This is a genomic window from Staphylococcus chromogenes (assembly GCF_029024625.1).
In the GTDB taxonomy this organism is placed as follows: domain Bacteria; phylum Bacillota; class Bacilli; order Staphylococcales; family Staphylococcaceae; genus Staphylococcus; species Staphylococcus chromogenes.
Genome location: NZ_CP118953.1, coordinates 483,564 through 507,980, shown reverse-complemented (window position 1 = coordinate 507,980; position 24,417 = coordinate 483,564). Strand labels below are relative to the sequence as shown.

Sequence of the window (24,417 nt, the reverse complement as noted above, 5' to 3'; positions counted from 1 at the left end):
CTTACCCCCCCTTAAAGTTCACATAAGCACAATTTTATCAAACCCTTTATTGAAAACAATAACTTTTAATAACGTTCAAAGAATTGTAAAAAAGAGACTTGGCCTCACTTTTTGTGAGTCAAGTCTCTTGAAATTTTATATTTCATGTGTCGCAATTTCTTCATCTGTAGGTACGTCATCATTTAATCCTACTAATGATTCAGAAATATTTCGTGAATGGTAACCGATACGTTCTAATACTCCAATCATATCGATGTAGATTAAACCGCCATCAGTCGAACATTCCCCACGATTCAGACGTTTAATGTGCCCTTTACGTAATTTATGTTCAATGTTAAATGATTCTCGACTGCGCTCGACGATTTCATCTTTTTTCGTTGTGTCATAGACGTCTAGCATTTCAATCGATTTATCAAAAGATTCCGTAACATGATGCAGTAACTTTTCAACGCCACGTTGCGCATCATCTGTTAAATAAATCTCTTTTTGATGTTTGCGGTCAATTTGTTCAACATACTCTTTAATCAAATCGGCCACTTTTAAAATTGAGCGATTCACATCAAACATCACGGCTAAGCGTTCGACATCTCCTTTATTGATATCTTTAGTCGAAATTCGAACGAGATAACTGCGAATACTGTCGTTGATGGTTTCAACCGCTTGATGTTTTTGTTCTAGTTTTTTGACAAGCTTTTTGTCAACTTTTGACGTATGTTTCACGTCATCAAACATTGAAGTCACAATATTCCCTACATTTTGTAGTTCCTTTTGTGTTTCTTGTAAAGCCACGCCAGGCGCATGGTAAACAAGGTCTTTATTTAAATGTTGCGGTTTATAGTCTTCAGTAATATCTTTACCTGGAACAATCTTAGTAACAATCCATGCAAGCACTGCCACAAACGGCAATTGAATTAATGTATTTGTCACGTTGAATGCACCGTGCGCAAAAGCAATTGCCATAGCTGGTTTTAAATGCCACGTTTCTTGTAACAACCCAACCAGATGGGTGACGATAGGTAAAAAGATTGAAAAGATGATGACACCAATCACGTTGAAAATAACATGTACGAATGCAGCACGCTTTGCTGCAAGTGAGCCTGCTAAGCTTGCTAGTACGGCTGTAATCGTTGTACCAATGTTATCTCCTAATAACACAGGGATCGCAGCATCTAAGCTGATCATGTTTTGTTGGTAGAACTCTTGCAAAATACCAATCGTTGCACTTGAACTTTGAACGACGGCTGTTAATGCCGTACCCACAAATATTCCAAGTAATGGATTAGACGACATATCCAGCATCAATTGCTTAAATCCATCTAACTCTGCTAAAGGTTTTACAGCACCGCCCATAAACTCTAAACCAAAGAATAAAGAACCGAAACCAAATAATATGCGGCCGATATTGTTCACTTTAGATCGTTTGAAGAAAAAGATTAAGAAAGCTCCAAGTGCTAATATTGGCATTGCATATTCTCCTAAATCAATACCAATAATAAAAGCTGTGACAGTCGTACCAATATTGGCGCCCATAATGACCCCTATGGCTTGTTTCAATGTCATAAAACCTGCTGTGACGAGTCCAATTGTTATCACTGTTGTTCCTGAGCTACTTTGAATTAAAACTGTTACTACAATCCCTGCGATGACACCCAATATAGGATTCGAAGTAAACTTGTTTAAAATATTTCGTAGCCTATCTCCTGCTGAAGCTTGAAGCCCATCTCCCATAACTTTTAAACCGTAAAGGAAAATCCCTAAACCGCCTAAAAAGGAAAAGATGACTTCCATAACCGACATTTCCATTATTTCACCTCTATTAAGCTTTATAGTTCGATTATCGCTTATATTTGTAAATTTAATGTTAAGATTACGTAAAAAATGATTACATTGCGTGGATTATGCCACTAATAATGTGAAGTCATTCGTCTTAACTAACAATTTACTATAAATATGACACATCTTTTGAGTTTACATTAGTTACATAAAATACACAATCCAAAATCAAAAATCCTACGACTTTACCATGACACCAAGCGTAAACTCCATTATAATAAAATCATTATCGAAAAAAAGGACGTCGATTATGAGCCAACAAAATGATTATGAACTCTTATTATTTTATTATGCCTATATGACTTTTACAGAAACTGCGGATGATATCATTAAGGAATACGGTTTAAGCCGACAACATCACCGCTTTTTGTTTTTCATTAATAAACTTCCAGGGATTACAATTAAAAAACTACTTGAGAACTTAGAGATTTCAAAACAAGGTTCACATGCGACATTAAAGTTATTAAAAGAAAGTGATTTGATTTACGAAGAACCTGATATTAGGGATCGACGACTAAAATGTTTATATCCTACAGAAAAAGGTAAAGCATTGATTGCAAAGTTAAACCAAGCTCAAAGTGAGTTATTTAAAAAGATAAAAAATGCCCGTGGTGAGAATTGGTACGACATAATGGAAGGCTTTGCAGAAGTGAGGCAAGGCTTTCAAGATATACGTCACTTAAAATCAAACCATGAAGAAGGAGACACTCATGATTAAAGCCTATCGTAACAATGAAGATTTATCTATTGTGGAAACAAGTGAATGGTCTCATGCCCAATGGATTAACGTCGTTAAACCTACGCAAGAGGAAAGTCAGGCCTTATTAGAATACTTTCCGTTTCCAAAAGACTTTTTAGAAGATGCGCTCGATAGTGAGGAAAGTTCACGTATTGAAAACGATGAAAGCGGATATTCACTTATTATTAGCGACTTTCCTATTTTAAAAGATGATCAATATGAAATTAAAAGTTACCATACTGCCCCCTTAGGGATTATTATCGGTAAAGGAGTGATCATTACCATTTGTAGTCGCAACTTTGATTATTTTGATCATTTGCTCTATCAACGTATTAATCTCAAGTTCAAAAGTCGTTTTGCTTTAAATTTATTATACGAAATGTCTTCTGAGTTTAACCGTGCACTACGCTTACTTAATAAAGAACGTTTGCAAGTCGATGTTAAATTACAAAAGCGTGTCACAAATCTACGTCTTTACTTTTTAAGTGAAATTGAAAAAAGCCTTGTTTATTTTATTGCATCACTCAAGACAAATGCCTCAACTCATCGAAAGTTGTACCGAATATCCACTTTAAAGCGATTTTCTGAAGATGATGAGTTGTTGGAAGACGTCTTAAATGAACATCAACAAGCGATAGAAACAACAGAATTGTATTTACGTATTGTTGAGAGTATGACAAATTCCTATGCTTCATTGCTCTCAAACCAATTAAATACTACGATGCAAACATTAACTATTTTTACCGTGTTACTGACATTACCGACACTTGTTTTCAGCTTTTTTGGAATGAACGTGCCGTTACCAATTGATGCGCAATCAGGTTTATCTTGGATTATCGTCATTGCGATTTCGCTCGTTTTAGTCATTGTAACTTCAGTTCTATTATGGCACAGTAACCGGCTCAAATAAAAATAACGAATTGGGGCCGTTCCCAATTCGTTATTTTTTCACTAAAACAGCTATTTCCTCTCGCTTATCTCTTTCCCAACTTTCAAATCAGCACCCCACATGCTTAATTTTCACCTTATGTTGTGCGTTGATGATATATAATAGCCACACGCAACGATAGTTTCTCGTAGAAATCACTTTTAATTCGCTGCATAAATATTACTTTAATACGCTATTTGCCTTCTCTATAAAATACAAACTAAAATCTAGACATCTTGCACTTCGTTTTCATTCCTCAAATGCCTTTAATCTTACATCAAAAACTTAATTTTAGATACATTATTCTAAAATTCAATTTCCATCATTCCGTATAGAAGTTCCATATCTATTTTTTATATCCAAATTTAATAAATAATCCTTATCTTAACTTGAACGTCAAGTTTATATGTCTAATTATATCAATAAGTACTGAAAAAATTAAAATAAAAGAGAGAATATTGTTTCTCAATATATTAAGTCCTATAATACAAATTATTTATAGCAAAAATTTAAACTACGTCATCCAAAAGAATACATTTTGAGTAAGTGAGGTCACATACATGCAAAGCGTTCATATTGAATTATTTGAACAATTTCAATCAGATTCATATCGTTGCTTTAATGCTGTAGAATTGTATTTTTCTCTCGATGGAAAGTTAAAAATTCAACATAACGGATTAAATAAAGAACAATATTACCAAGTTGCCATTATCAATCATAGTGACTTGGTTAAAATTCATCATGCAAAAGCTTTAATAAAAGTAACACTCCCCCTCCATTTATTAATGGATGTTCAGTCTAATTTTATGAATGGCTTTTTTGATGATACAAAACTGTACGCACATGAACAACTCCGTGAACACATTCAGTCTATGCTAATATATGACAACCCAGAACACCAATCTAAGACGTTACATACGCTCATTCAATTGATGTTAAAAGAATGCTACATGCCTTGTGATAACGTATACTTACCACACATGCATGTTGAATCTGACATGCTCATCAATGTCCTTAATATTATTCATGAAAAGATTGAACAAAAAATCACCCTTCAAGATTTAGCACAACGTTTTTTTGTGTCTTCATCTTACATCTCTATATTATTTAATGAACAACTCGGGTTTAATTTTAAAAGCTATACCGTCACTTTAAAGCTAAGTTTATCCTTACCACATTTACTATGGAATAATGACTCAATTTATGATATTGCGCAGAACTTTGGATTTTCAAATTACAGTAATTACTCTAAACAATTTAAAAACTACATTGGCGTAAGTCCATATACTTATAAAAAAACACAAGCCAATGTTAATTCAAAAATAGTCATACATCAAAAAAATTCAGATATTTTCCAACGACTCTATCAACAATTTGTAGCGCATACACAAGGGGCTAAAGTTCAATTGGATCTTGATGCCATCCTTCAGCCCTCAAGATTTAAATTACCTAAAATAAGAGTCGCTTTGAATCGCTTGGAGGACTTATGGCATTATCAACAATTTTTCGATTCGATGCAAGACGTTCTCGCCAAACAACCGCACTACTTATATTTTGAAGAAGCATCACATGTGACACTCACCCATAATAAAGGTCAGCAATTAGAACATCTCATTCAATTTATGAACGCACATCATTTACATTTTAGCTTTAAGATTGCTTCACTTTATGAGTTTGACTTACTCGAAGTACAATTTTTAAACGGGGTGAAAAAGCTCTTACATTGCATTCCTACCTTAACTCATGCGCTGCCTAAAGTTAACGTATTGTTTGATATGCGCTTTTTAACATTTAAAGATATCGATTATTTATCAGAACGCTTAGCTCGTGTATTTCACACATATGAAGTCGAATTACTCGTCTCACATGACGTGATTCATCACCGAAATGCTTTTTTAGAAGAAGCGCAAAAACTTAATACGACCATATCAGGCTACACTTTTGATGTGAACGACTTTATCAATGATGAGCTTCATGCGAGTACCTCTTTCCAACATATGACGCATGAATGGCAACAATTGATGAGCTATCCATCTCTTCAAAAATCCGTGCCATCATTATCCTTAATCGGGTTGACATCAACAGCGTTTGAAAAATTGTTTTACAAAAATATCATTCATCAACCTAGCGATTGGTTGCATTTTATGATGCATACGGCACCAACATTTACTTCGATGAATATCCCGTTAGTAACAGACGACACGAATGAGTTTGGTTACTTGACCGCACGCCATATGCAAACGATGTTGCCATTCATCTCAGAGTTGTTACATCCTTTTACAGATAATTATATTAAAATTCAGCATCATACGATGTACAAACAAACAGATATTGATTATACAATCTTTTTGACGCCAAATACGCTAGGCGGTCAAAGAGAATTTCAAAATGAACCCACCTACTATCAACTCTCAAGTGATTTTATTCGAGATAAACATTTGGTCATTATTCGGACTTATGATGATGAAACAATGAACATCCGGAATTTGATACAATATGATGATCAAACTTACATTCCAATACAACATATTCAAGACATTCAACAAACGCAACATTTAAGAAAAAATATTTGTATTCATGATTTTAATAATGGCCCCTTAGAAATTAAGGTGCTACCGACACAACTCAAAGTCATTCATATTTATAAACAACCGACTTCTTTATTCAATGATTTAGAATAAGATATGCCTTCTAGCTCCCTTTAGTAATTCTCATAGTTTTATACTATAATGGAATTAATGACAAAGATTGAGCTAGGAGGCTATTTTTTTATGTCAAAAATAAAGAAAGCAATCATTCCAGCTGCAGGTCTAGGCACAAGATTTTTACCTGCCACAAAGGCAATGCCAAAGGAGATGCTCCCTATTCTCGACACCCCTACGATTCAATATATCGTTGAAGAAGCGGCACGAGCTGGCATCGAGGATATTATTATCGTTACTGGAAAGCATAAACGTGCCATTGAAGATCATTTTGACAATCAAAAAGAACTCGAATCCACCTTAAAAGATAAAGGCAAGTTAGATTTACTTGAAAAAGTCCAACACTCCACCGACTTAGCAAATATTTTTTACGTTCGTCAAAAAGAACAAAAAGGGTTGGGACATGCGATATGGACCGCACGACAATTTTTTGGCGATGAACCTTTCGCCGTTTTATTAGGTGATGATATTGTTCAGTCTGAAACACCTGCGATTCAGCAATTAATCGAGCAATATGAAGTAACACAAAAGTCTGTTATAGGCGTTCAAGAAGTACCATACGAAGAAACCCATCGTTATGGTATTGTAGAACCTAAAACAAAACAAGGCCGACGTTATGAAGTAAGCCAGTTCGTAGAAAAACCGGCTCCAGGAACTGCGCCTTCTAACTTAGCAATTATGGGAAGATACGTCCTGACCCCTGAGATTTTCAAATATTTGGACACGCAAGATGTCGGTGCAGGTGGCGAAATTCAATTAACCGATGCCATTGAACGTCTCAATCAAGATGATTCTGTGTATGCTTATGAATTTGACGGCACGCGTTACGATGTCGGTGAAAAGATTGGTTTTGTCAAAACAACCTTACATTTTGCGCTCAATGACCCCTCTATGAAAGAAGAAATGACACGATATATTAAAGACCTCTTAAATGAAGACACTGCCTCCCAATAAAAAAACGCCACTTTCACAAATTGGAATGATTTGGAAAGTGGCCATTATTCTATTTATACATTATTGTTTTCCGAATTCATCTTCTATCACTGCCGCTCGCGTGGCATAATGTCCAACTAAACAGATGATCACAGTCATGATTAAAAACATCACTATGGCGCTATTCCAATTATTCGAATAGTCATATAACGCCCCCATTAAAAAGGGGCCTATCGCCGCAATCCAATAACCGACAGACTGCCCAAATCCAGAGAGTTGCATACTGCCTTGCGTCGTTTTTGCCCGTATTGAAAATAGTGTCATACACAAACTAAAGCACGCACCAATTGCCAAACCAGAAAATATCATCGCAAGAATGAGTAACATTACATGCTGACTCCATAATAAGCTGAATCCTATTAAAAATAGGATTGTAATCATTTGGATAAGTCGACGCTGATTTTTCATTTTTGCCGCAATGATTGGGAATGTAAATGTCATCGGAAGTTGCGCAAACTGGTTAAGCATCAACATATATCCTGCTGTTTCAGGTGAAATCCCTTTACTTATTAAAATAGAGGGATACCATGCGACAATACAGTAAAATGACATCGACTGAAATGCCATTAATAACGCTACAGCCCAAGCCAGTTTTGACTTTATGATTGGATAAGCATGAGGTTCGTCCCTTTGTAAAGCAGCTTTGACTTTAACTTTGAGTTGAGGAAGCCAAAATAAAATTGCGACCACTGCAAAGACCACCCAAAACGAGAGAGATAAACGATAGTCCCAACCACTGACTTTCGAGAGTGGATAACTTAATCCCCCACCTAGCCCTGCGGTGAAATTCATCGTGGCACTATAAATTCCTGTAATCAGACCTATTTGCAATGGAAAATATTGCTTTGCATAAGCAGGCAGAGTGACATTACAAAATGCAATAGAGACGCCTATAATAATCGTCCCAATCACAAACATCAATAAGTCTCCAGAAATACGAATGACTAAGCCAATAATGGTCACAATGACAGCTACAAATAAAATATGCGTCATTTCAAACCGTTTTAAAATGCGTGTCACCCACATTGAGACCAAACCAAAAATAATAAGAGGAATGGTTGTAATGAATCCCGCTATAAAATGATTGATATGTAAGTCAGATTGAATGTTGTCAATGACAGGACCAACGGCTGTAAGCGGTGCGCGTAGTGTGGATGCAATCAAGACAATCCCTATGACGACGAACCACTGATCTTGTATTTTTAACGAGCCCTTTCTACCTTCCATTCGCCCTTCCCCCTTCAACTCTTCTATATGTATTTTATCATAAAAAAATAAGGCGCTTAGACACTGTCTAAGCCCTTACATTTATAGAGGTGAAGGCATGTTTTTACAATAAAGAGTGAATCTTATATGTAAAAAACTGCCTCATACCACCCTTTAACGCCCTTTAAATTTGGCTATACAAATGTAATGCGCGTTTAATGATATTCATTAAATCATTATCCACGGTAGTATGTTTATGAAAATATGCTAGTATTTCATGAGGATGTACTAAGTCCCGTGGAAAATCAATATCATTCACTACAAATGACGCCAATTCTCCTAAAGGGGTCTTATCTCCTAAAAATCCTAACATAAACTCATAAAAGCTCATATCATCACCTCTTACATGATGAGCTAACGCTTATTTTAGCATTGATGAAATTGTTTTGAAATAAAATCATACTAAAAAACTCATCTTTGTCATCAAAAAAGGTTCGTCACAATTTTGTCGATATTTCAACCCCTTTTGCTTTTAGGAATATTCCTATACAATAGCATTATATTCAAAAAAGGAGCTTTCATACCTATGAAAAACAAACAAACATTAGGTTTTATATTAATTGGAGTTATGGTCCTTGCAACAATTATCGTCATCGTGGCAATTATGATGTCAGGACAAAAAGAAACTTACTACGGTTATATGAAAGATAACACAACAGCAGAAAAAGTGATTAGCGAATCTGAAAAAACAGTTGAAAAAAATGTAAAACTTCCAACTGACAGCGATTTCCAACCTAAAAAAGGGGATTTCGTAAAACTTGTTGCAGATAAATATGACAAACATCATTATGTAAAAAAAGAAGTTGTCTCTCATGACGACGTGCCCCACGGTTTAATGATGAAAATTCATGATATGGGTAATATGCACCACTAAATTTTACGCAAGGCTGAGTATCGTCTCTCACCTTGCGTTTTTTAATGCCTCGTGAACATTTAGATTACTTTTTGGAATGATACCCTATAAACCAACATTTCTCTATAACCTAGAGGCTACATTAACGTCATCAAGTTGGGTTCATAAATAAAAATGCGGTAAGAAATCTTATTCCCATTTCTTACCGCTTCTACGCTTATTCATATCTTTGTCTAAAAAATACGTTTCGCATTAAATCTATTTTTTCATCACTGATAATACGACGATCATCATAATGATACATATGACGCCTATCAATTGCCATACGCCAAAACCAATATGTAACCAAATAACAGAAGTCACAAGTGCCATCAACGGTTCGATAGTCCCGAGAAGACCGGCTTCATGAGGAAATAAGTAGTTTAAGCTATCAATATAAAACCAAAACGCAAGCATCGTCCCAAAAATAATCGCAAACCAAAAGAAAAGATGTGTTTCAACTGTCCAAAGTGTAAGGTCTACATTCCAAGGCGGATGAATAAAGCTTAAAGCGATTCCCCCAATTAACATCGCCCAACCGACAACGTTTAACGATCCCCATCGGGCCAATAATTTCACAGGATAAATCGTATAAAATGCTAAAGCGATCGCCGATAAAAGCCCCCAAATAATCGCTATTTTCGGAACTTGTAAATTTTCTATATTGCCATTGGTAAGTAATAAAAAAGAGCCAAGCAACGCTAATATGACAGCAATAGCTTCCTTACGCCCAAAAGTCGTCATTTTTGTAACTACTAAATAAAAAATCATAAAAATAGGACCTAAATATTGTAAGAGTGTAGCCACTGCGGCATTTCCATAACTGATAGAGGACATGAATGTAAATTGCACCGCGAGCATTCCAAAAATACCATAAATGAAGATTTGGAATGACGCGCGTTTATCCCACCAAATCATCAATACTTTGGGGCCTTGTGTAAAAAAAGCGATGGCGATTAGTAGCACTCCGGAAATGATAAGTCGGACAGCGACAAACCAACCGACATCAAGGTGTGCATGTTGAAACAACCATTGTGAGACAGTACCCCCAACACCCCAAAACGACGCTCCAATAATAACGAGCAAATAGCCTATCCATCGCTTTTGTGCTTGTCGCATAATATCGCCCCTTCTTCGATGTATTTCAATTAATCTAACATGAATACTCCTATAATGACAATAACTATTTTAAAAACCGTAAAAATAGGTTAATACATAAAAAAACTGTCCCCAAAGTCAAAACTTTGAGGACAGTCTTATGACGATAAATGAGATATTTACCAGATTAAATCTTCTACCGTTTCATCATTTAATGCTTTAACCACTTCAGTGACTAATTGAACGGCTTTTTTGTAATCGTCTTGATGCAATACAGAAACGTTAGAATGCATGTAGCGCAATGGCACTGAAATCACGATAGAAGGAATACCATCCAATGCCGTATGAATGTTACCTGCATCTGTCCCTCCACCTGGCATCGTATCAAATTGTAAATCAATGTTGTGGGCTTTAGCGACTTTTTTAACGTGGCGGAATAAACCGACATGCCCTATGTTTGAGCCATCAAGCGCCATCACTGTTGGTCCTTGTCCTAATTTCACATCCCCATCTTTTTCCATTCCTGGAGAATCATAAGCCACACAGACATCTACCGCAATCGCTAAGTCCGGTTTGATTTTGTGTGCTGCAACTTTTGCGCCACGAAGACCGACTTCTTCTTGAACGTTTGCGCCTGCAACGACATTCACATCCACTTTTTCATTTTTCAATTCGTCTAAAACATCGACAGCTAAGGCACATCCATAGCGGTTGTCAAAAGCTTTTGCTGTCATGTAATTATCGTTGAGTAATGTTTCGAACTCAGAATAAGGTGTAATCATATTTCCAATTTCGATTCCTGCTGCTTCAACTTCAGCTTTATCTTTGGCACCGACATCAATAAACATCGCCTTCATATCTACAGTGTTTTTACGTTCTTCAGCACTTAAAACATGAGGCGGCTTTGAACCGATGATGCCTCTAATTTTATCACCTTTTTCTGTAGTAATAGTCACTTTTTGAGATAACATGACTTGGTTCCACCAACCACCGACTGGCGTAAATTTGATATAGCCATTGTCGTCGATTTTAGTCACCATAAAACCAATTTCATCTAAATGTCCCGCAATCATGACCGTTTTATTTCCAGATTCGGCACTTTTTTTACCAAACACGCCTCCCAAATTGTCGAAAATCATTTCATCACTGTTAGGTTCAATCAACTCACGCATCGCTTGTTTAACGTCATATTCATGACCTGCAATACCATCAATGTCTGTAAGTTGTTTCAATAAAGTTTTTGTATCTTTCATGCTATGTATCCCCTTCCTAAAATATTTAATACTAGTATATCAAAAATTGATTGTCCGATACCTCATACAAACTCACAGTAAACATTTAACGCTTTAATGGATGATGATAAGCACTACTATAAAAAAACGAGTTGAACTTGAATCTGTTCAACTCGCTTATCGTTATTTCATTTTATAATTTTCATCAAAGAAATTGTATTTCGCTTTTTTATCGTGCTTTTTCGTTTTTGCATCAAAGCCTTGCAAGAATAATCCACGTTTTAAATGGATGGGCTGTGCGATATAAATATTTTTTTCGTCACCTTTTAAACGTACTTCTTTATAGAAAATCCCTTTACGTTGATCGTAATCACTTTTCTCATCAATGATTTTAGATTTTAAGTTCTTTTCTACTAAATATTGATCAATTAGCTTAAAATTTTGGCTTTTTTGATATCCCTTATAGGCAAAGAAGCCGACAGCTACAATTGCGAATAAAAGTACGGCAGCCAAAATGAAACCTAAAATTTTCTTCGCCATTCTTCTCCAACTTTCTCTTCATAGTCATTATATCTATCTTATCACATAATCATTTCTTGGCGGTAATTGTAAAAGGAGCGTCACATAAAATTCAAAAAGCAGATTGTAAATTTGTTGTTGTCTTCATAGTATGAAAACCCTTACAATTGAAATTGTATAATCGATTAAGTGTTAGAACAAGGGGGATTTATGATGATGAAATGGCAAACTGCCGCAGATCGGGAGACTTTACTTAAACAACTGGTGGCACATTCGAGTGTGACACATTCTACAGGTGAAAAGGAATTTCCCTACATGATACAAGAAGAACTTTTGACATTAGACTATTTTAAAGCACGACCTGAACTGGTGAAGCTAGTCGCAACGAACGATAAACGCCATGCGGTCGTTGCTTTTTATCAAGCACCTCAATCTAAAGAAACTGTCACACTCATTAGTCATTTCGATACCGTTGGCATTGATGATTATGGCCCATTTCAAGGACAAGCATTTGATATGGATCAGTTAACACAAGCATTCAAGGAAGATAATACGTATTTGGGAGAAGTGGGGCGTGGAGACTTAGAATCGGGAGACTATTTATTTGGTCGTGGCGCTATGGATATGAAACCTGGCTTAATGTTACATATGGCATTAATTGAAAAAGCGAGTCTCGAACAGTGGGATGTTAATTTAATCTTGATGACTGTTCCGGACGAAGAAGTCACATCAAAAGGAATGCATGCGGCCGTTGAATACGTTAATGCGTTGCGACAACAGCATCAATTGTCGATGCGTTTACATTTAAATAGTGAACCTACTTTCCAACAAGCGCAAGATGATGACCATCATTATTATTACACGGGGTCTATCGGAAAAATTATGCCGAGTGTCTTAGTTTATGGTCGTGAAACGCATGTCGGCACACCTTCTAACGGCTTAAGTTCAAACTTTTTAATGAGTTTCATTCAACAAGAAATCGAATATAGCCTAAATTTCAAAGAGGATTTTGAAGGTGAATATACACCGATGCCGGTCAGTTTAAAAGTGACTGACATTAAAGATTATTATGACGTACAAACACCGTTCCGTTCGGTCGCTTTATTTAATCTCTTTTTATTCAAAAGTAATGCTAATGAAGTGTTCGAACGCTTTAATCAAGCAGTGAAGACTGGTGTGAATAAAGGAATGGCGATTTATGAGGAACGCATCCATGCTGAAAATGCAGAGTCCAACATTCATATTAATTTTATGACGTATCAAGAACTTTATGCCCATGCGGTCGATATTCACGATGAAAACACGGTACAACAAATGATTGATGATATGATTTCACAAGAGTCGGCCCCTCATCAACAATCGATGATGATTGTCGATTTGCTCATGAATATGTGTCGAGACCTTGGGCCTTCAGTCATTACGTTTTTTACACCGCCATATTATCCAGCAACCAATACGTCATTTAATGAGATGACAGAAGCTGTTGGTGAAACGATTCGTGAAACAGCCTTATCCAAATTCAAGCGTGGTTCTAAGCGGATTCATTATTTTAATGGGATTAGTGATTTAAGTTATGTGGCCCCTTCCCCTAATGGATCGGGATTTGACGCCTTTGAAAATAATACTCCTGTGTTTAATCGAACGTATAAAATCCCTTTTAAAGAGATTGAAGCCATTCAAGCTCCACTCATCAACTGTGGTCCTATCGGAAAAGATGCCCATAAAGTGACAGAACGTATTCATAAACAAAGTGCTTTTGAAGAATTACCCGTCATTTTAGAAGCAATCATTCAAAAACATTTCTTAAAATAGATAAAAGGTGTGCGACCGAGATATCTCATTGATATCTGTCGCACACCTCTTTTTTTATGATAGCGTTGCTTTTTCACGTTTTGATAAGTTCATCATCGTTAATAAAGCGATAATACCAAACACACTTAATAAAATAAATGCTAGATGACTTGAACCTGTCATTGATGTTACCGCAGAAATCACGAGGGGTGGGAAGAATCCTCCGAGACCGCCCATCATAGAAACGATACCATTCGCCACACCCGCTTCTTTCGTAAAGTAATGGGGTACGAGTTTGAAAATAAGTCCGTTGCCGATACCTGCACATACACTGATAGTTAAACAGCCTAATGTAAAGAAAAAGATATTTTGTGAAACACCTAAAATAAATGAACCAATAATCATAATTGAGAAGAAAATTTTCAACATTGTGACCGCGTTGAATTTATCTCCAAGCATGCCGCCGACAGGACGTAAAAATGTAGCTAAAGCGATGAATACACCTGTACGGATCCCTGCGTCTACTTTATCAATTCCAAAGTGTGTTACTAAATAGTTCGGTAAAAATAATCCAAACGCGACAAAAGCACCAAATGTAATGAAATACCAAAAACTTAAGTAATAGAGTTTGTAATTGGCCATTAGTTTACGAGATTGTTCAACAAGTGGCACTTTCACTTTTGGTTCTTTACTATCTCCTAAAAAGAACATAATAATCGCAAATACCGCCATGACAATTAAATAAAGTTTAATTGTAGATTGCCAACCAATAAGCCCAGCAATTGGCGGAGCTAAAAATGAAGATACAGCTGTACCTAAGTTCCCCATCCCGTAAATCCCATTAGCTAAACCGACTTTATCTTTAGAAAAATATTTCGGAATGGATGTTACACCTACTGAAAAGATGGCGCCCCCCACCCCTAAAAAGAAGCCGGCAAACATTAATGCGCCAGGGGATGTCGCTTGACTAAGTAAGAAAATAGGAACGAGTAATACGATAAAACTCGTAAAAAACACCCATTTCGCACCTACAATATTTGTTAAATAGCCGAATGGCACACGAAGTACTGATCCTAAAATAACCGGTATTGCTAAGATGATAGATAACTGTCCACTTGAAATTTTAATATCTTGAGAAATAAATGGCATGAGTGGTGAGATAATACTCCACGCCATAAATCCAGCTACGAGACTTAACGTTTGTAATCCGAGCTGAAGACCACCTTTTGACTTATTCATTCTCTTTCACCCTTTTTTATAAATTTCACTATGTACTAAAATGTGCGCGTTTCTTCCATTTGCTTGTCATTTTAATACGTGTTATTTAATTCATATTCAGTTTAGCTCTTTTGTGAAATTTATAACATAAGGACTTCCCCTAAACACATAGGGGGCATCCCCTAATAAAATGTTTGCTCCATTCGCATCCTTAAAATACTATTCTTTACAAGATTTTCATTAATACCATAAAAAAGCAATGGAATCTCAATTGTTGATTTCCATTGCTTTCTTTTAAAAATCCAATAATTTTTTCTTTAATGCATATTCAACGAGCTCAGGTTTTGATTTTAAGTTCAACTTATCCATAATTCTCGTTTTATGGGCTTCTACTGTTTTTACCGAAACAAATAATTTTTCAGCAATATCTTTATTGCCATACCCTTTTGCGATTAAAGGTAAAATTTCTAATTCGCGTTTAGAAAGAATTTTAAACGGGTCATTTGAATAAGAGGCATCATCCGAAGATTGCACAAACTCTTTCACTAAAGATGTGGTCATCTTAGGATCGATAAATGTTTCTCCTTTGTATACTGTACGAATCGCAAGTAAAAGCTGCTCGTCAGGCGCATTTTTTAAAATATAGCCTCTTGCGCCACTTCTCAATACGTGAAATAAATATTCCTCATCATCGTACATCGTTAAAATTAAAATTTTAGTCTTAGGAAAACTGTCTAATATTTTGCTCGTTGCAATGAGTCCCGATTCCCCCGGTGGCATACTTAAATCCATAATTAACACGTCAGGTTCATATTTCATCACCATTTGATAGGCTTCCACACCGTCAGCGGCTGTACCGACCACTTCCATATCTTCTTGGAAGTTTAAAATCATAGAAAAGCCTGTTCGTACGACGGCATGGTCATCTGCTATGACGATTTTCAAAATCAACGCCTCCCAATTTACTCGAGTGGTACTTCTAATGTCACCATTGTACCTTTCCCTTTTTCTGTCTTTATCTCTAGTTTACCATTCACAAGTTCTGCGCGCTCATTCATACCATATAAACCAAGCCCCGAACCTTTAGGGTGGTCTTTCGGATTAAAACCTTCTCCTTGGTCTGACACTTCTGCAAAGAGGCGATTTTTATCTTTTCGAATGTTAATGTCAATGACGTCCACATTCGCATATTTCATCGCATTAAACGCAGCTTCTTGTACGACGCGATAAACTACTGTTTCAATTTCACTATCGAAACGTTGCGGTGGCATATCAAAATGATAATTCACGACTAAACCATAATTATTTTCTAATTGTTTGAAATAACTTTTAAATGCAGCATCTAACCCTAAATCATCTAATGAAGAAGGTCTAAGTTCTGACGATAAATTGCGAATATCATCTATCAATTTACTCATTAATCCTTCGACATTTTGCGATTGTGACACCATACTTTCCATATCTTGTTGATATTTAAGTAAACGCATTTCTACATTAACATTAATCAACTCTTGCACCACCCCGTCATGAAGCTCACGAGAAATACGCTTGCGTTCATTTTCCTGTGCGGCAATCGTTTTTTGAATCATATGACGTTGATGCAATTTTTCATGTCGTTCCAATTGGGGAGTCACATTTTGTAAAGTAAAGGCTTTGATGTCATTATCTTCATCGATTACTTGATAAGATGCGGTAAAGGGTTCGACTTTATTTTCTCGTGTTTTCATAAACACTTGAAATGTTGAATCTCCCATTTCATTCGAATGTAAAAAACAATTATAACACGTCTTTAACGCATGTTCACTCGTAAATCCTTCGCAACGGCCACAAATCGTATTGGAAGTAATCGCTTGAAGGTTATTGTCCTCAGATAACACACGCTTTGCGGCATCATTCATAAATATGACTTCACCTTCACGGTTGATAAATAAAATCATTTCTGATGTATTTTGAAAATGCGATAAAAGTAAATTTGATAAATTTGGGCTTTCAATTTTAGGTTGCATCACAATATCACCTTATCTTCACTTGTTAAAGCACCAATTCCTTCAACTCTTATGGCGTCGTGTATCTCGTTAGGCAATGGATTTCCATTTCTTTGACCAAATAACAAGACCCCTTTGACACGATGATTGTGCCAAAGCGGTATCGCTATGAGCGCCGTTAGTTGTTCACTCAAAAGTATTGGAAAATTAAATAATGATTGCTGAATTTCATCTCTATCTGTATTCGCAATCGCCATCGGTTTACCTGTTTTCATGACAGTTCCAGCAATGCCACGGCCATTACGAAGAACGATGCGTTGATATCTATTATTTAAATTACCTGACACGTAACGCCACTTGATTTTCATTCCAACATGATCTTCGGTTGGCAATGCGAGTCCTGCAAAATCAAAGCCAAAACGTATGCGCAACTGGTCTAATTCTGATTGATAGTCATGTTTTGAAAAATCAATAGGGCTCACGGTCTTCACCTCTTTTTTATACTTTGTGTTTACGGTAAATAATATAACTTCTGCTGGCATAGGATAACGGCACACTCCATACATGAACAAGTCGTGTAAATGGCCATAATGCCATAATTGAAAAACCGAGCAATACATGTAATTTAAACGCAAATGGAACTGCTGTCATTAAGTTCGCATCTGGGCTTAACATAAATAGTCCTCTAAACCAAATTGAAATCGTTTGACGATAATCAAAGTCCGGCGTCGTTGCATTGACAACTAAAGTCGCATAAAGTCCAGCAAATACAATAACTAATAAAAAGAAATTAACTAAAATATCTGAGGCTGAACTTAAACGACGAACATTGGCTTTCGTTACCCGTCTCGCAGTGAGCAAGAACATACCGATGAGTGTTATTATACCAAAAATGCTTCCAATATACACAGCACCAATATGATAAATGTGATTGTTCACGCCGACCGCCTCTAACCAATGTGCGGGAATAAGTAATCCGACCACGTGGCCAAAGAAGACGGGAATAATCCCTAAATGAAACAATAAACTTCCCCATTTAAGTTGCTTTTTTTCAATAAACTCACTTGATTTTGCAGTCCAAGAAAATTGATCAAATTTATAACGTGCGATATGACCAATGATAAAGATTGCAAGACAAAGATATGGGAATATGACCCATAAAAATTGATTAAACATGTTGTGTCACCTCATTGTCTTGTACGATACAACGCTTGAGCGTCTCACGTAAGCCTCTTATTAAATGACTATATGGATTTTGTTTTTCCTCTAAATATTTCATCATCGGGTACGTTCCATCTTCAATAATCATGATAATTAATTGCATATTTTCTTGTGCACGATCATCTCCATCCACAGGTGCCGCATATAAAAATTCCAACATTAGTGGCAGAAAATCTGACAGCTCGGATGAAGGCATTTGTAGGCCAAACATTTCGTATAAAACTTTTAGCTTAGCCAACATTTGTCCACGTTCTTTTTGTGTATCAAATTTATTGTAAGTCATGTAAAGTGTCGTTTTTTTATTAAAATCGAATGTGTCCGTATAAAGCGCCTTGATTTCAGACAAACTGAGTTCGTACATGCGCTCACGATACGCTTTCACGTGAGGATACGCAGGGTGATCCTCACTGAAAATCGCATCAAATGTTTTAGGATGAAAGGTCAATTTTTCCGGAAAACTTAACTGTTGGCTCATATAAGCAAAAGTCTCTTTATAATATTTGAGCGTTTCAAGATTAATCACGGAAAATCCCTCCATAGAAGTTATCGTTGTAGATTTCTTGACCTGTTTTGCCGCCCGCACCTACAGGTACACCACAACCATCACAGTTCGCGCCGAAATGTTCACCACCGTAACCTTGACTTCCTTGGGCAGCATAAGTGTCCATATATTGTTCTTTGTGAGAAGTTGGAATAACAAAACGATCTTCATGTTTGGCTATCGCTAATAAACGATACATATCTTTAGCTTGACGTTCTGTTAAACCGACACGTTCTAAACGAGAGATATCAAATTCACGACCTGTATTTTGGGCACGCATATAACTCCGCATCATCGCCATACGTTGTAATGAACCTTTAACAGCTGTTGTATCCCCTGCTGTAAAGAGCTCTGCAAGATATTGAACAGGTAGGCGCATTTCTTCAATTGCTGGGAAAATGGCATCCGGATTATTCCCCGCATTTTTCCCTTCAAAGTAATTCATAATTGGGCTGAGTGGTGGACAATACCAAACCATTGGCATCGTACGGTACTCAGGGTGAAGCGGAAATGCTAATTTGTATTCAATGGCCAATTTATAAATCGGTGAATTTTGCGCTGCTTCAATCCACTCTTGAGAAATGCCATCTTTTTCCGCTTGTTCAATAACTGCTTCATCAAACGGGTTTAAAAATAATTCTAATTGTTTTTCGTATAAGTCTTGTTCGTTTTCAGTCGATGCCGCTTCTTGAACGCGATCTGCATCATAAAGTAATACACCTAAATAACGCATACGGCCAGTACATGTTTCAGAACATACGGTTGGAATCCCTGCTTCCACACGTGGGAAACAGAAGGTACATTTTTCAGCTTTATTTGTTTTCCAGTTGAAGTACACTTTTTTGTAGGGACAACCTGTCATACAGTAGCGCCATCCACGACAAGCTTCTTGGTCAACAAGAACAATACCGTCTTCATCACGTTTATACATTGCACCTGAAGGGCATGACGCTACACAGCTTGGATTTAAGCAATGTTCACATAAACGTGGTAAATACATCATAAAAGTTTGGTCAAAGTTAAATTTGATTTCTTCTTCAATTTTTTGAATGTTAGGGTCTTGTGGACCAGTCACGTGACCTCCCGCTAAGTCATCTTCCCAGTTTGGACCCCAATCAATATCCATGCGTTCACCAGTCATTACAGAATGGGCTTTCGCCACAGGTGAATGTTCTGAAGCTTTGGCTGTTGTTAAATGTTCATAGTTGTATGTCCATGGTTCATAGTAATCTTTTATGACAGGCATGTTCGGGTTATAGAAAATTTTACCAAGTGCAATCTTATTAATACGTGTCCCTGATTTTAATTCTAATTTCCCTTTTTTATTGAGTGTCCATCCGCCTTTGTAGTGCTCTTGGTCTTCCCAACGTTTTGGGTAACCGATTCCTGGTTTTGTTTCTACGTTGTTAAACCACATATATTCTGCACCAGGTCGATTGGTCCATGTGCTTTTACATGTCACACTACATGTATGACAACCGATACATTTGTCTAGGTTCAACACCATTGCCACTTGTGCTTTAATCTTCAAGCCAATCCACCTCTTTCATCTTTCTCACTGCAACGTATACATCACGTTGGTTCCCAATCGGGCCATAATAGTTAAATGAATAACTGATTTGTGCGTAGCCTCCCATAAGCTGCGTTGGTTTTAAATGGATACGTGTCGGCGCATTGTGTGAGCCTCCACGTGTGCCAGAAATTTCTGATCCTGGCGTTTCAATATGTTTATCTTGTGCATGATACATAAACATTGTGCCTCTTGGCATACGATGTGACACAACCGCTCTTGCTGTCACCACACCGTTTCGGTTATAAACTTCTAGCCAATCATTATCTTCAATGTCATGTTGTGCGGCATCTTCATTAGAAATCCAAACCGTTGGGCCTCCACGGAAGAGCGTTAACATATGTTGGTTATCTTGATATGTGGAGTGAATATTCCATTTCCCATGCGGTGTCAAGTAACGTAAGACGAGTGAATCTTGTCCACCTTTGACTTGTTTGTCTTTCGTACCAAATACCATTGGTGGGAGCGTCGGTTTATAGACAGGCAATTGCTCTCCGAATTGTTGGAACACTTCATGGTCGATGTAATAACTTTGACGCCCTGTTAATGTTCTAAATGGAACTAAACGCTCAATGTTTGTTGTGAATGGTGAATAACGACGACCTTGTTTGTTTGATCCTGGGAACACAGCTGTCGGAATCACTTCACGTGGTTGCGATGTAATATTTAAGAACGTGATTTTTTCAGACGCACGTTCGATGGAAATATCTTTAAGTTCCATGCCTGTTTGTTGTTCTAAATCTTCATATGATTTTTGTGACACACGACCATTAGACGCAGAAGACACATTTAAGATGACATCTGCCACTTTACGTGCTGTATCAATTCTTGGTTTATTATTTTTAACCGTATCATCTTCCCATGTGCCAACCATGCTACGTAATTCATCGTATTGTTCTTTAACTGAGAAACTTACGCCGTGCGCGCCAACTTTACCATTTTCAAGTAATGGACCGACAGAAATAAATTTGTCATATACATCTGTATACGTACGATCAACCACCGCAAATCCTGGCATTGTTTTACCTGGAATTGGTTCAATTTCACCTTTTGTCCAGTCATGTACTTTACCATAAGCAAGCGCAATTTCTTGCTTAGAATCATGTGCAAGTGGTGAGGTCACAACATCTTTATATGTTCCAGTTAAGTGGACACGCGACATTTCTGAGAATGTTTTACTGATCGTTTTGAAAATATCCCAGTCCGAACGTGATTCCCATAATGGATCTATTGCTGGATTAAACGGATGGATGAAAGGATGCATATCTGTTGATGATAAGTCATGTTTTTCATACCATGTTGCTGCTGGTAGCACGATATCTGAATATAACGGTGTCGCAGTCATACGGAAATCCAATGATACAAGTAAATCTAATTTTCCGACTGTATCTTCTCTCCACGTAATTTCATCTGGCTTTTCAGTCTCATTCGGTTCTGCCATTAATGCTGATTTGGCACCAAGTAAATGTTTCATGAAATACTCTTGTCCTTTGGCAGAACTTGAAATTAAGTTTGAACGCCAAACGAACAACGTTTTCGGATGATTTTTACGTAAATCTGGATCTTCAATTGCAAATTTCGTTTCACGTGATTTCACATCTTCTAACGCACGTTGTAAAATTGCTTCATTTGAAAAGTCACCTGCATCTTTTGCTTCTTCGCCCCACAATAAACTGTTACGATCAAATTGTGGATATGAAGGCAACCAACCGTTACGAGCCGCGAGTACATTGTAGTCAGCGGGATGTTGTAACTTCACGCTGTCTGCAAGTGGTGAAGCTAAGCGATCAACGCCAGATTCTTCATACTTCCATTGGTCTGTCGCAAAATAGAACCAACTTGTGCCGTTTTGTAAACGTGGCGGTGCTTGCCAGTCTTTCGCAAAAGCAATCGTATTCCATCCTTCAATTGGGCGACATTTTTCTTGGCCAACATAATGTGCCCAGCCCCCGCCGTTAACCCCTTGACAACCGCAAAGGATGACGAGGTTTAAAATAGAACGATAAATCATATCAGAGTTGAACCAGTGGTTAATCCCCGCACCCATAATAATCATCGAACGGCCACCCGTATCAATCGCGTTTTGCGCAAATTCTCGGGCCACTTGTGTCACTAGATTTGCTTTGACACTTGTCACTTTTTCTTGCCATGCTGGTGTGTAGAATGAATCCGCATCCTCTAAGCCTTTTGATTCAAGCGGATGATTAAAACGTTTAACGCCATATTGACTTGTCATTAAGTCATAAATCGTTGTCGCTAACACTTCTTCACCGTTTGCTAATGTCAGTTTTCTGACCGCAATCGGACGTTCAAAAACACCATTGCCTGCGTTATCAAAAAATGGGAATTGAATTGTCACAATGTCGTGGTCTCCACTTACGACTGATAGACTCGGATCAATTTTTTCACCTTGTTCATTTTCAAGTTTCAAATTCCATTGTTTGCCTTCTTCCCAACGTTGTCCCATTGTCCCGTTCGGTACTTGAATCGTATCTGTTAAAGCATCGATAACCACCGGTTTCCACTCGCTGTTTGGCGTTGTGCTTCCTAAATCACTTGAACGTAAGAAACGTCCTGCTTTATAGCCTTTTTCATCTTGGTCTAAGCGAATGATAAATGGCATATCTGAATATTGTTTGGCATAATTGATAAACATTTCAGACGGTTGATCTTCATAAAATTCTTGTAAAATAACGTGGGTCATCGCTTGAGCAATAGCGGCATCCGTCCCTGGATTAGGTGCCATCCAGTTATCCGCAAACTTCACGTTTTCAGCATAGTCTGGCGCAACTGAAATGACTTTCGCCCCTTTATAACGGACTTCAGTCATAAAGTGAGCATCTGGTGTACGTGTAAGCGGAACGTTAGACCCCCACATCATAATGTATGAAGAGTTATACCAGTCACTGGATTCAGGAACGTCTGTTTGTTCACCCCAAATTTGTGGTGAAGCTGGTGGTAAATCCGCATACCAATCATAGAAACTTAACATTTCTCCACCAAGTAATGAAATGAATCGTGCACCCGCAGCATAGCTAATCATCGACATCGCAGGAATAGGTGTAAATCCAGCAATACGGTCTGGGCCGTCTTTTTTGATCGTATAAATTAATTGTGCGGCAATGAGTTGAGAAACATCTTTCCAGTTGGCACGTACATGTCCGCCCTTACCACGTGCCGATTTATATATTTTCGCTTTTTCGTCATTTTCTACAATGGAAGCCCATGCCTTAATCGGATCATGATGTTCATCTAATGCGCTCGTCCATAAATCCCATAATTTTCCTCGTACATATGGATATTTAATACGTAATGGACTGTATTCATACCATGAAAACGAAGCGCCACGCGGACAACCACGGGGTTCAAATTCAGGCATATCCGGTCCACAGCTTGGGTAATCAATTTGTTGGTTCTCCCATGTAATGACACCATTTTTAACAAATACTTTCCATGAACATGAACCTGTACAGTTCACACCATGCGTCGTACGAACGACTTTGTCATGACTCCATCTTTCTCTATACATCTTTTCCCATTCACGGCTTTTATGTTCTAAAACTGACCAGTTGCCATTGAACTTTTCAGTCGGTTTAAAGAAATTCAATCCAAATTTAACCATGTTCATCCTCCTTAATACATAGGCTTTCCGAATTACTTTTATTGTATAATCGTTCAACCATTCGTAACATTAGGGAAATACCTAATTCCTAGGTGAAATCCCCTAATGTTAAAAAATTCACATACTTTTGTGGGTGCCTCTTCAGATGATGTGTTCAATTCCCATTCCACTAAGAAAAAAATAAAAAATGACATAAAAAACAAACCTTACTTGCGGTAAGTAAGGTTTGTCTCTATTCACAGGTCGTCCCTCTTTAAAGGGATTGTT

20 protein-coding genes are annotated in these 24,417 nt (G+C 37.2%); 6 read left to right on the top strand and 14 right to left on the bottom strand.

Going from position 1 to position 24,417, the window contains the following annotated elements; genetic code table 11:
- Positions 1 to 135 precede the first annotated feature (135 nt).
- On the bottom strand, positions 136 to 1,797 hold the full coding sequence (locus tag PYW36_RS02195) for a Na/Pi cotransporter family protein (protein WP_103159534.1): 1,662 nt from the start codon (positions 1,795 to 1,797) through the stop codon (positions 136 to 138).
- A gap of 286 nt (positions 1,798 to 2,083) precedes the next feature.
- Here PYW36_RS02195 and PYW36_RS02190 point away from each other — a divergent pair, with 286 nt between their 5' ends.
- The 4 genes from PYW36_RS02190 (at position 2,084) to galU (ending at position 7,156) form a co-directional block, all read left to right on the top strand.
- Positions 2,084 to 2,551, top strand: coding sequence for a MarR family winged helix-turn-helix transcriptional regulator (locus PYW36_RS02190; RefSeq protein WP_103159530.1), 468 nt, complete (start codon positions 2,084 to 2,086; stop codon positions 2,549 to 2,551).
- Complete coding sequence (locus PYW36_RS02185) at positions 2,544 to 3,482, top strand: magnesium transporter CorA family protein (RefSeq protein WP_103159531.1); 939 nt, start codon at positions 2,544 to 2,546, stop codon at positions 3,480 to 3,482. Before PYW36_RS02190 ends, PYW36_RS02185 begins: the two co-directional genes overlap by 8 nt.
- Before the next feature lie 578 nt (positions 3,483 to 4,060).
- Positions 4,061 to 6,181 carry a helix-turn-helix domain-containing protein gene (locus PYW36_RS02180; RefSeq protein WP_103159532.1) on the top strand — a complete coding sequence of 707 codons (2,121 nt, stop codon included), beginning with the start codon at positions 4,061 to 4,063 and terminating at the stop codon, positions 6,179 to 6,181.
- 90 nt (positions 6,182 to 6,271) lie between these two features.
- Positions 6,272 to 7,156, top strand: coding sequence for a UTP--glucose-1-phosphate uridylyltransferase GalU (gene galU / locus PYW36_RS02175; protein ID WP_037575060.1), 885 nt, complete (start codon positions 6,272 to 6,274; stop codon positions 7,154 to 7,156).
- A 60-nt stretch (positions 7,157 to 7,216) separates the two neighbouring features.
- Here the strand turns inward: galU and PYW36_RS02170 are convergent, their stop codons facing one another.
- Positions 7,217 to 8,422 carry a CynX/NimT family MFS transporter gene (locus tag PYW36_RS02170; RefSeq protein WP_105963205.1) on the bottom strand — a complete coding sequence of 402 codons (1,206 nt, stop codon included), beginning with the start codon at positions 8,420 to 8,422 and terminating at the stop codon, positions 7,217 to 7,219.
- A 163-nt stretch (positions 8,423 to 8,585) separates the two neighbouring features.
- Entirely contained in the window at positions 8,586 to 8,792 is a 207-nt protein-coding gene (locus PYW36_RS02165) for a sterile alpha motif-like domain-containing protein (RefSeq protein ID WP_103158654.1), read from the bottom strand.
- A 195-nt stretch (positions 8,793 to 8,987) separates the two neighbouring features.
- On the opposite strand from PYW36_RS02165, the gene PYW36_RS02160 reads away from it, so the two are divergent.
- Positions 8,988 to 9,335 (top strand): DUF4889 domain-containing protein, encoded by a 348-nt coding sequence (locus PYW36_RS02160; protein ID WP_103158655.1) that lies wholly within the window; start codon positions 8,988 to 8,990, stop codon positions 9,333 to 9,335.
- A 237-nt stretch (positions 9,336 to 9,572) separates the two neighbouring features.
- On the opposite strand, the gene PYW36_RS02155 is transcribed toward PYW36_RS02160, so the two are convergent.
- From PYW36_RS02155 to PYW36_RS02145, 3 genes are all read right to left on the bottom strand, one after another.
- Positions 9,573 to 10,475, bottom strand: coding sequence for an EamA family transporter (locus tag PYW36_RS02155; protein WP_103158656.1), 903 nt, complete (start codon positions 10,473 to 10,475; stop codon positions 9,573 to 9,575).
- A 155-nt stretch (positions 10,476 to 10,630) separates the two neighbouring features.
- Complete coding sequence (locus PYW36_RS02150) at positions 10,631 to 11,704, bottom strand: M42 family metallopeptidase (RefSeq protein WP_037575074.1); 1,074 nt, start codon at positions 11,702 to 11,704, stop codon at positions 10,631 to 10,633.
- A 162-nt stretch (positions 11,705 to 11,866) separates the two neighbouring features.
- Positions 11,867 to 12,223, bottom strand: coding sequence for a DUF3139 domain-containing protein (locus tag PYW36_RS02145; RefSeq protein WP_103158657.1), 357 nt, complete (start codon positions 12,221 to 12,223; stop codon positions 11,867 to 11,869).
- Between the two features lie 189 nt (positions 12,224 to 12,412).
- On the opposite strand from PYW36_RS02145, the gene PYW36_RS02140 reads away from it, so the two are divergent.
- Complete coding sequence (locus PYW36_RS02140; protein WP_103158658.1) at positions 12,413 to 14,014, top strand: M20/M25/M40 family metallo-hydrolase; 1,602 nt, start codon at positions 12,413 to 12,415, stop codon at positions 14,012 to 14,014.
- Between the two features lie 54 nt (positions 14,015 to 14,068).
- Here PYW36_RS02140 and PYW36_RS02135 read toward each other — a convergent pair whose 3' ends face one another.
- From PYW36_RS02135 to PYW36_RS02100, 8 genes are all read right to left on the bottom strand, one after another.
- Positions 14,069 to 15,232: a nitrate/nitrite transporter gene (locus PYW36_RS02135; RefSeq protein WP_037575083.1), complete on the bottom strand. Its 1,164-nt coding sequence runs from the start codon at positions 15,230 to 15,232 to the stop codon at positions 14,069 to 14,071.
- A 273-nt stretch (positions 15,233 to 15,505) separates the two neighbouring features.
- Complete coding sequence (nreC, locus tag PYW36_RS02130) at positions 15,506 to 16,156, bottom strand: nitrate respiration regulation response regulator NreC (protein WP_103158659.1); 651 nt, start codon at positions 16,154 to 16,156, stop codon at positions 15,506 to 15,508.
- A 17-nt stretch (positions 16,157 to 16,173) separates the two neighbouring features.
- A complete protein-coding gene (locus tag PYW36_RS02125) occupies positions 16,174 to 17,217 on the bottom strand; it encodes a sensor histidine kinase (RefSeq protein WP_037575089.1) in 1,044 nt (347 codons plus the stop codon).
- A complete protein-coding gene (gene nreA / locus PYW36_RS02120; protein WP_037575092.1) occupies positions 17,217 to 17,678 on the bottom strand; it encodes a nitrate respiration regulation accessory nitrate sensor NreA in 462 nt (153 codons plus the stop codon). The genes PYW36_RS02125 and nreA overlap by 1 nt, the downstream gene beginning before the upstream one ends.
- Before the next feature lie 16 nt (positions 17,679 to 17,694).
- Complete coding sequence (narI, locus tag PYW36_RS02115; protein WP_037575096.1) at positions 17,695 to 18,372, bottom strand: respiratory nitrate reductase subunit gamma; 678 nt, start codon at positions 18,370 to 18,372, stop codon at positions 17,695 to 17,697.
- A complete protein-coding gene (narJ, locus tag PYW36_RS02110) occupies positions 18,365 to 18,940 on the bottom strand; it encodes a nitrate reductase molybdenum cofactor assembly chaperone (RefSeq protein ID WP_037575099.1) in 576 nt (191 codons plus the stop codon). Before narJ ends, narI begins: the two co-directional genes overlap by 8 nt.
- Positions 18,933 to 20,489 carry a nitrate reductase subunit beta gene (gene narH / locus PYW36_RS02105; protein ID WP_037575102.1) on the bottom strand — a complete coding sequence of 519 codons (1,557 nt, stop codon included), beginning with the start codon at positions 20,487 to 20,489 and terminating at the stop codon, positions 18,933 to 18,935. Before narH ends, narJ begins: the two co-directional genes overlap by 8 nt.
- Positions 20,479 to 24,150, bottom strand: a complete 3,672-nt coding sequence (locus PYW36_RS02100) for a nitrate reductase subunit alpha (protein WP_103158660.1) — start codon at positions 24,148 to 24,150, stop codon at positions 20,479 to 20,481. The genes narH and PYW36_RS02100 overlap by 11 nt, the downstream gene beginning before the upstream one ends.
- Positions 24,151 to 24,417: the final 267 nt, after the last annotated feature.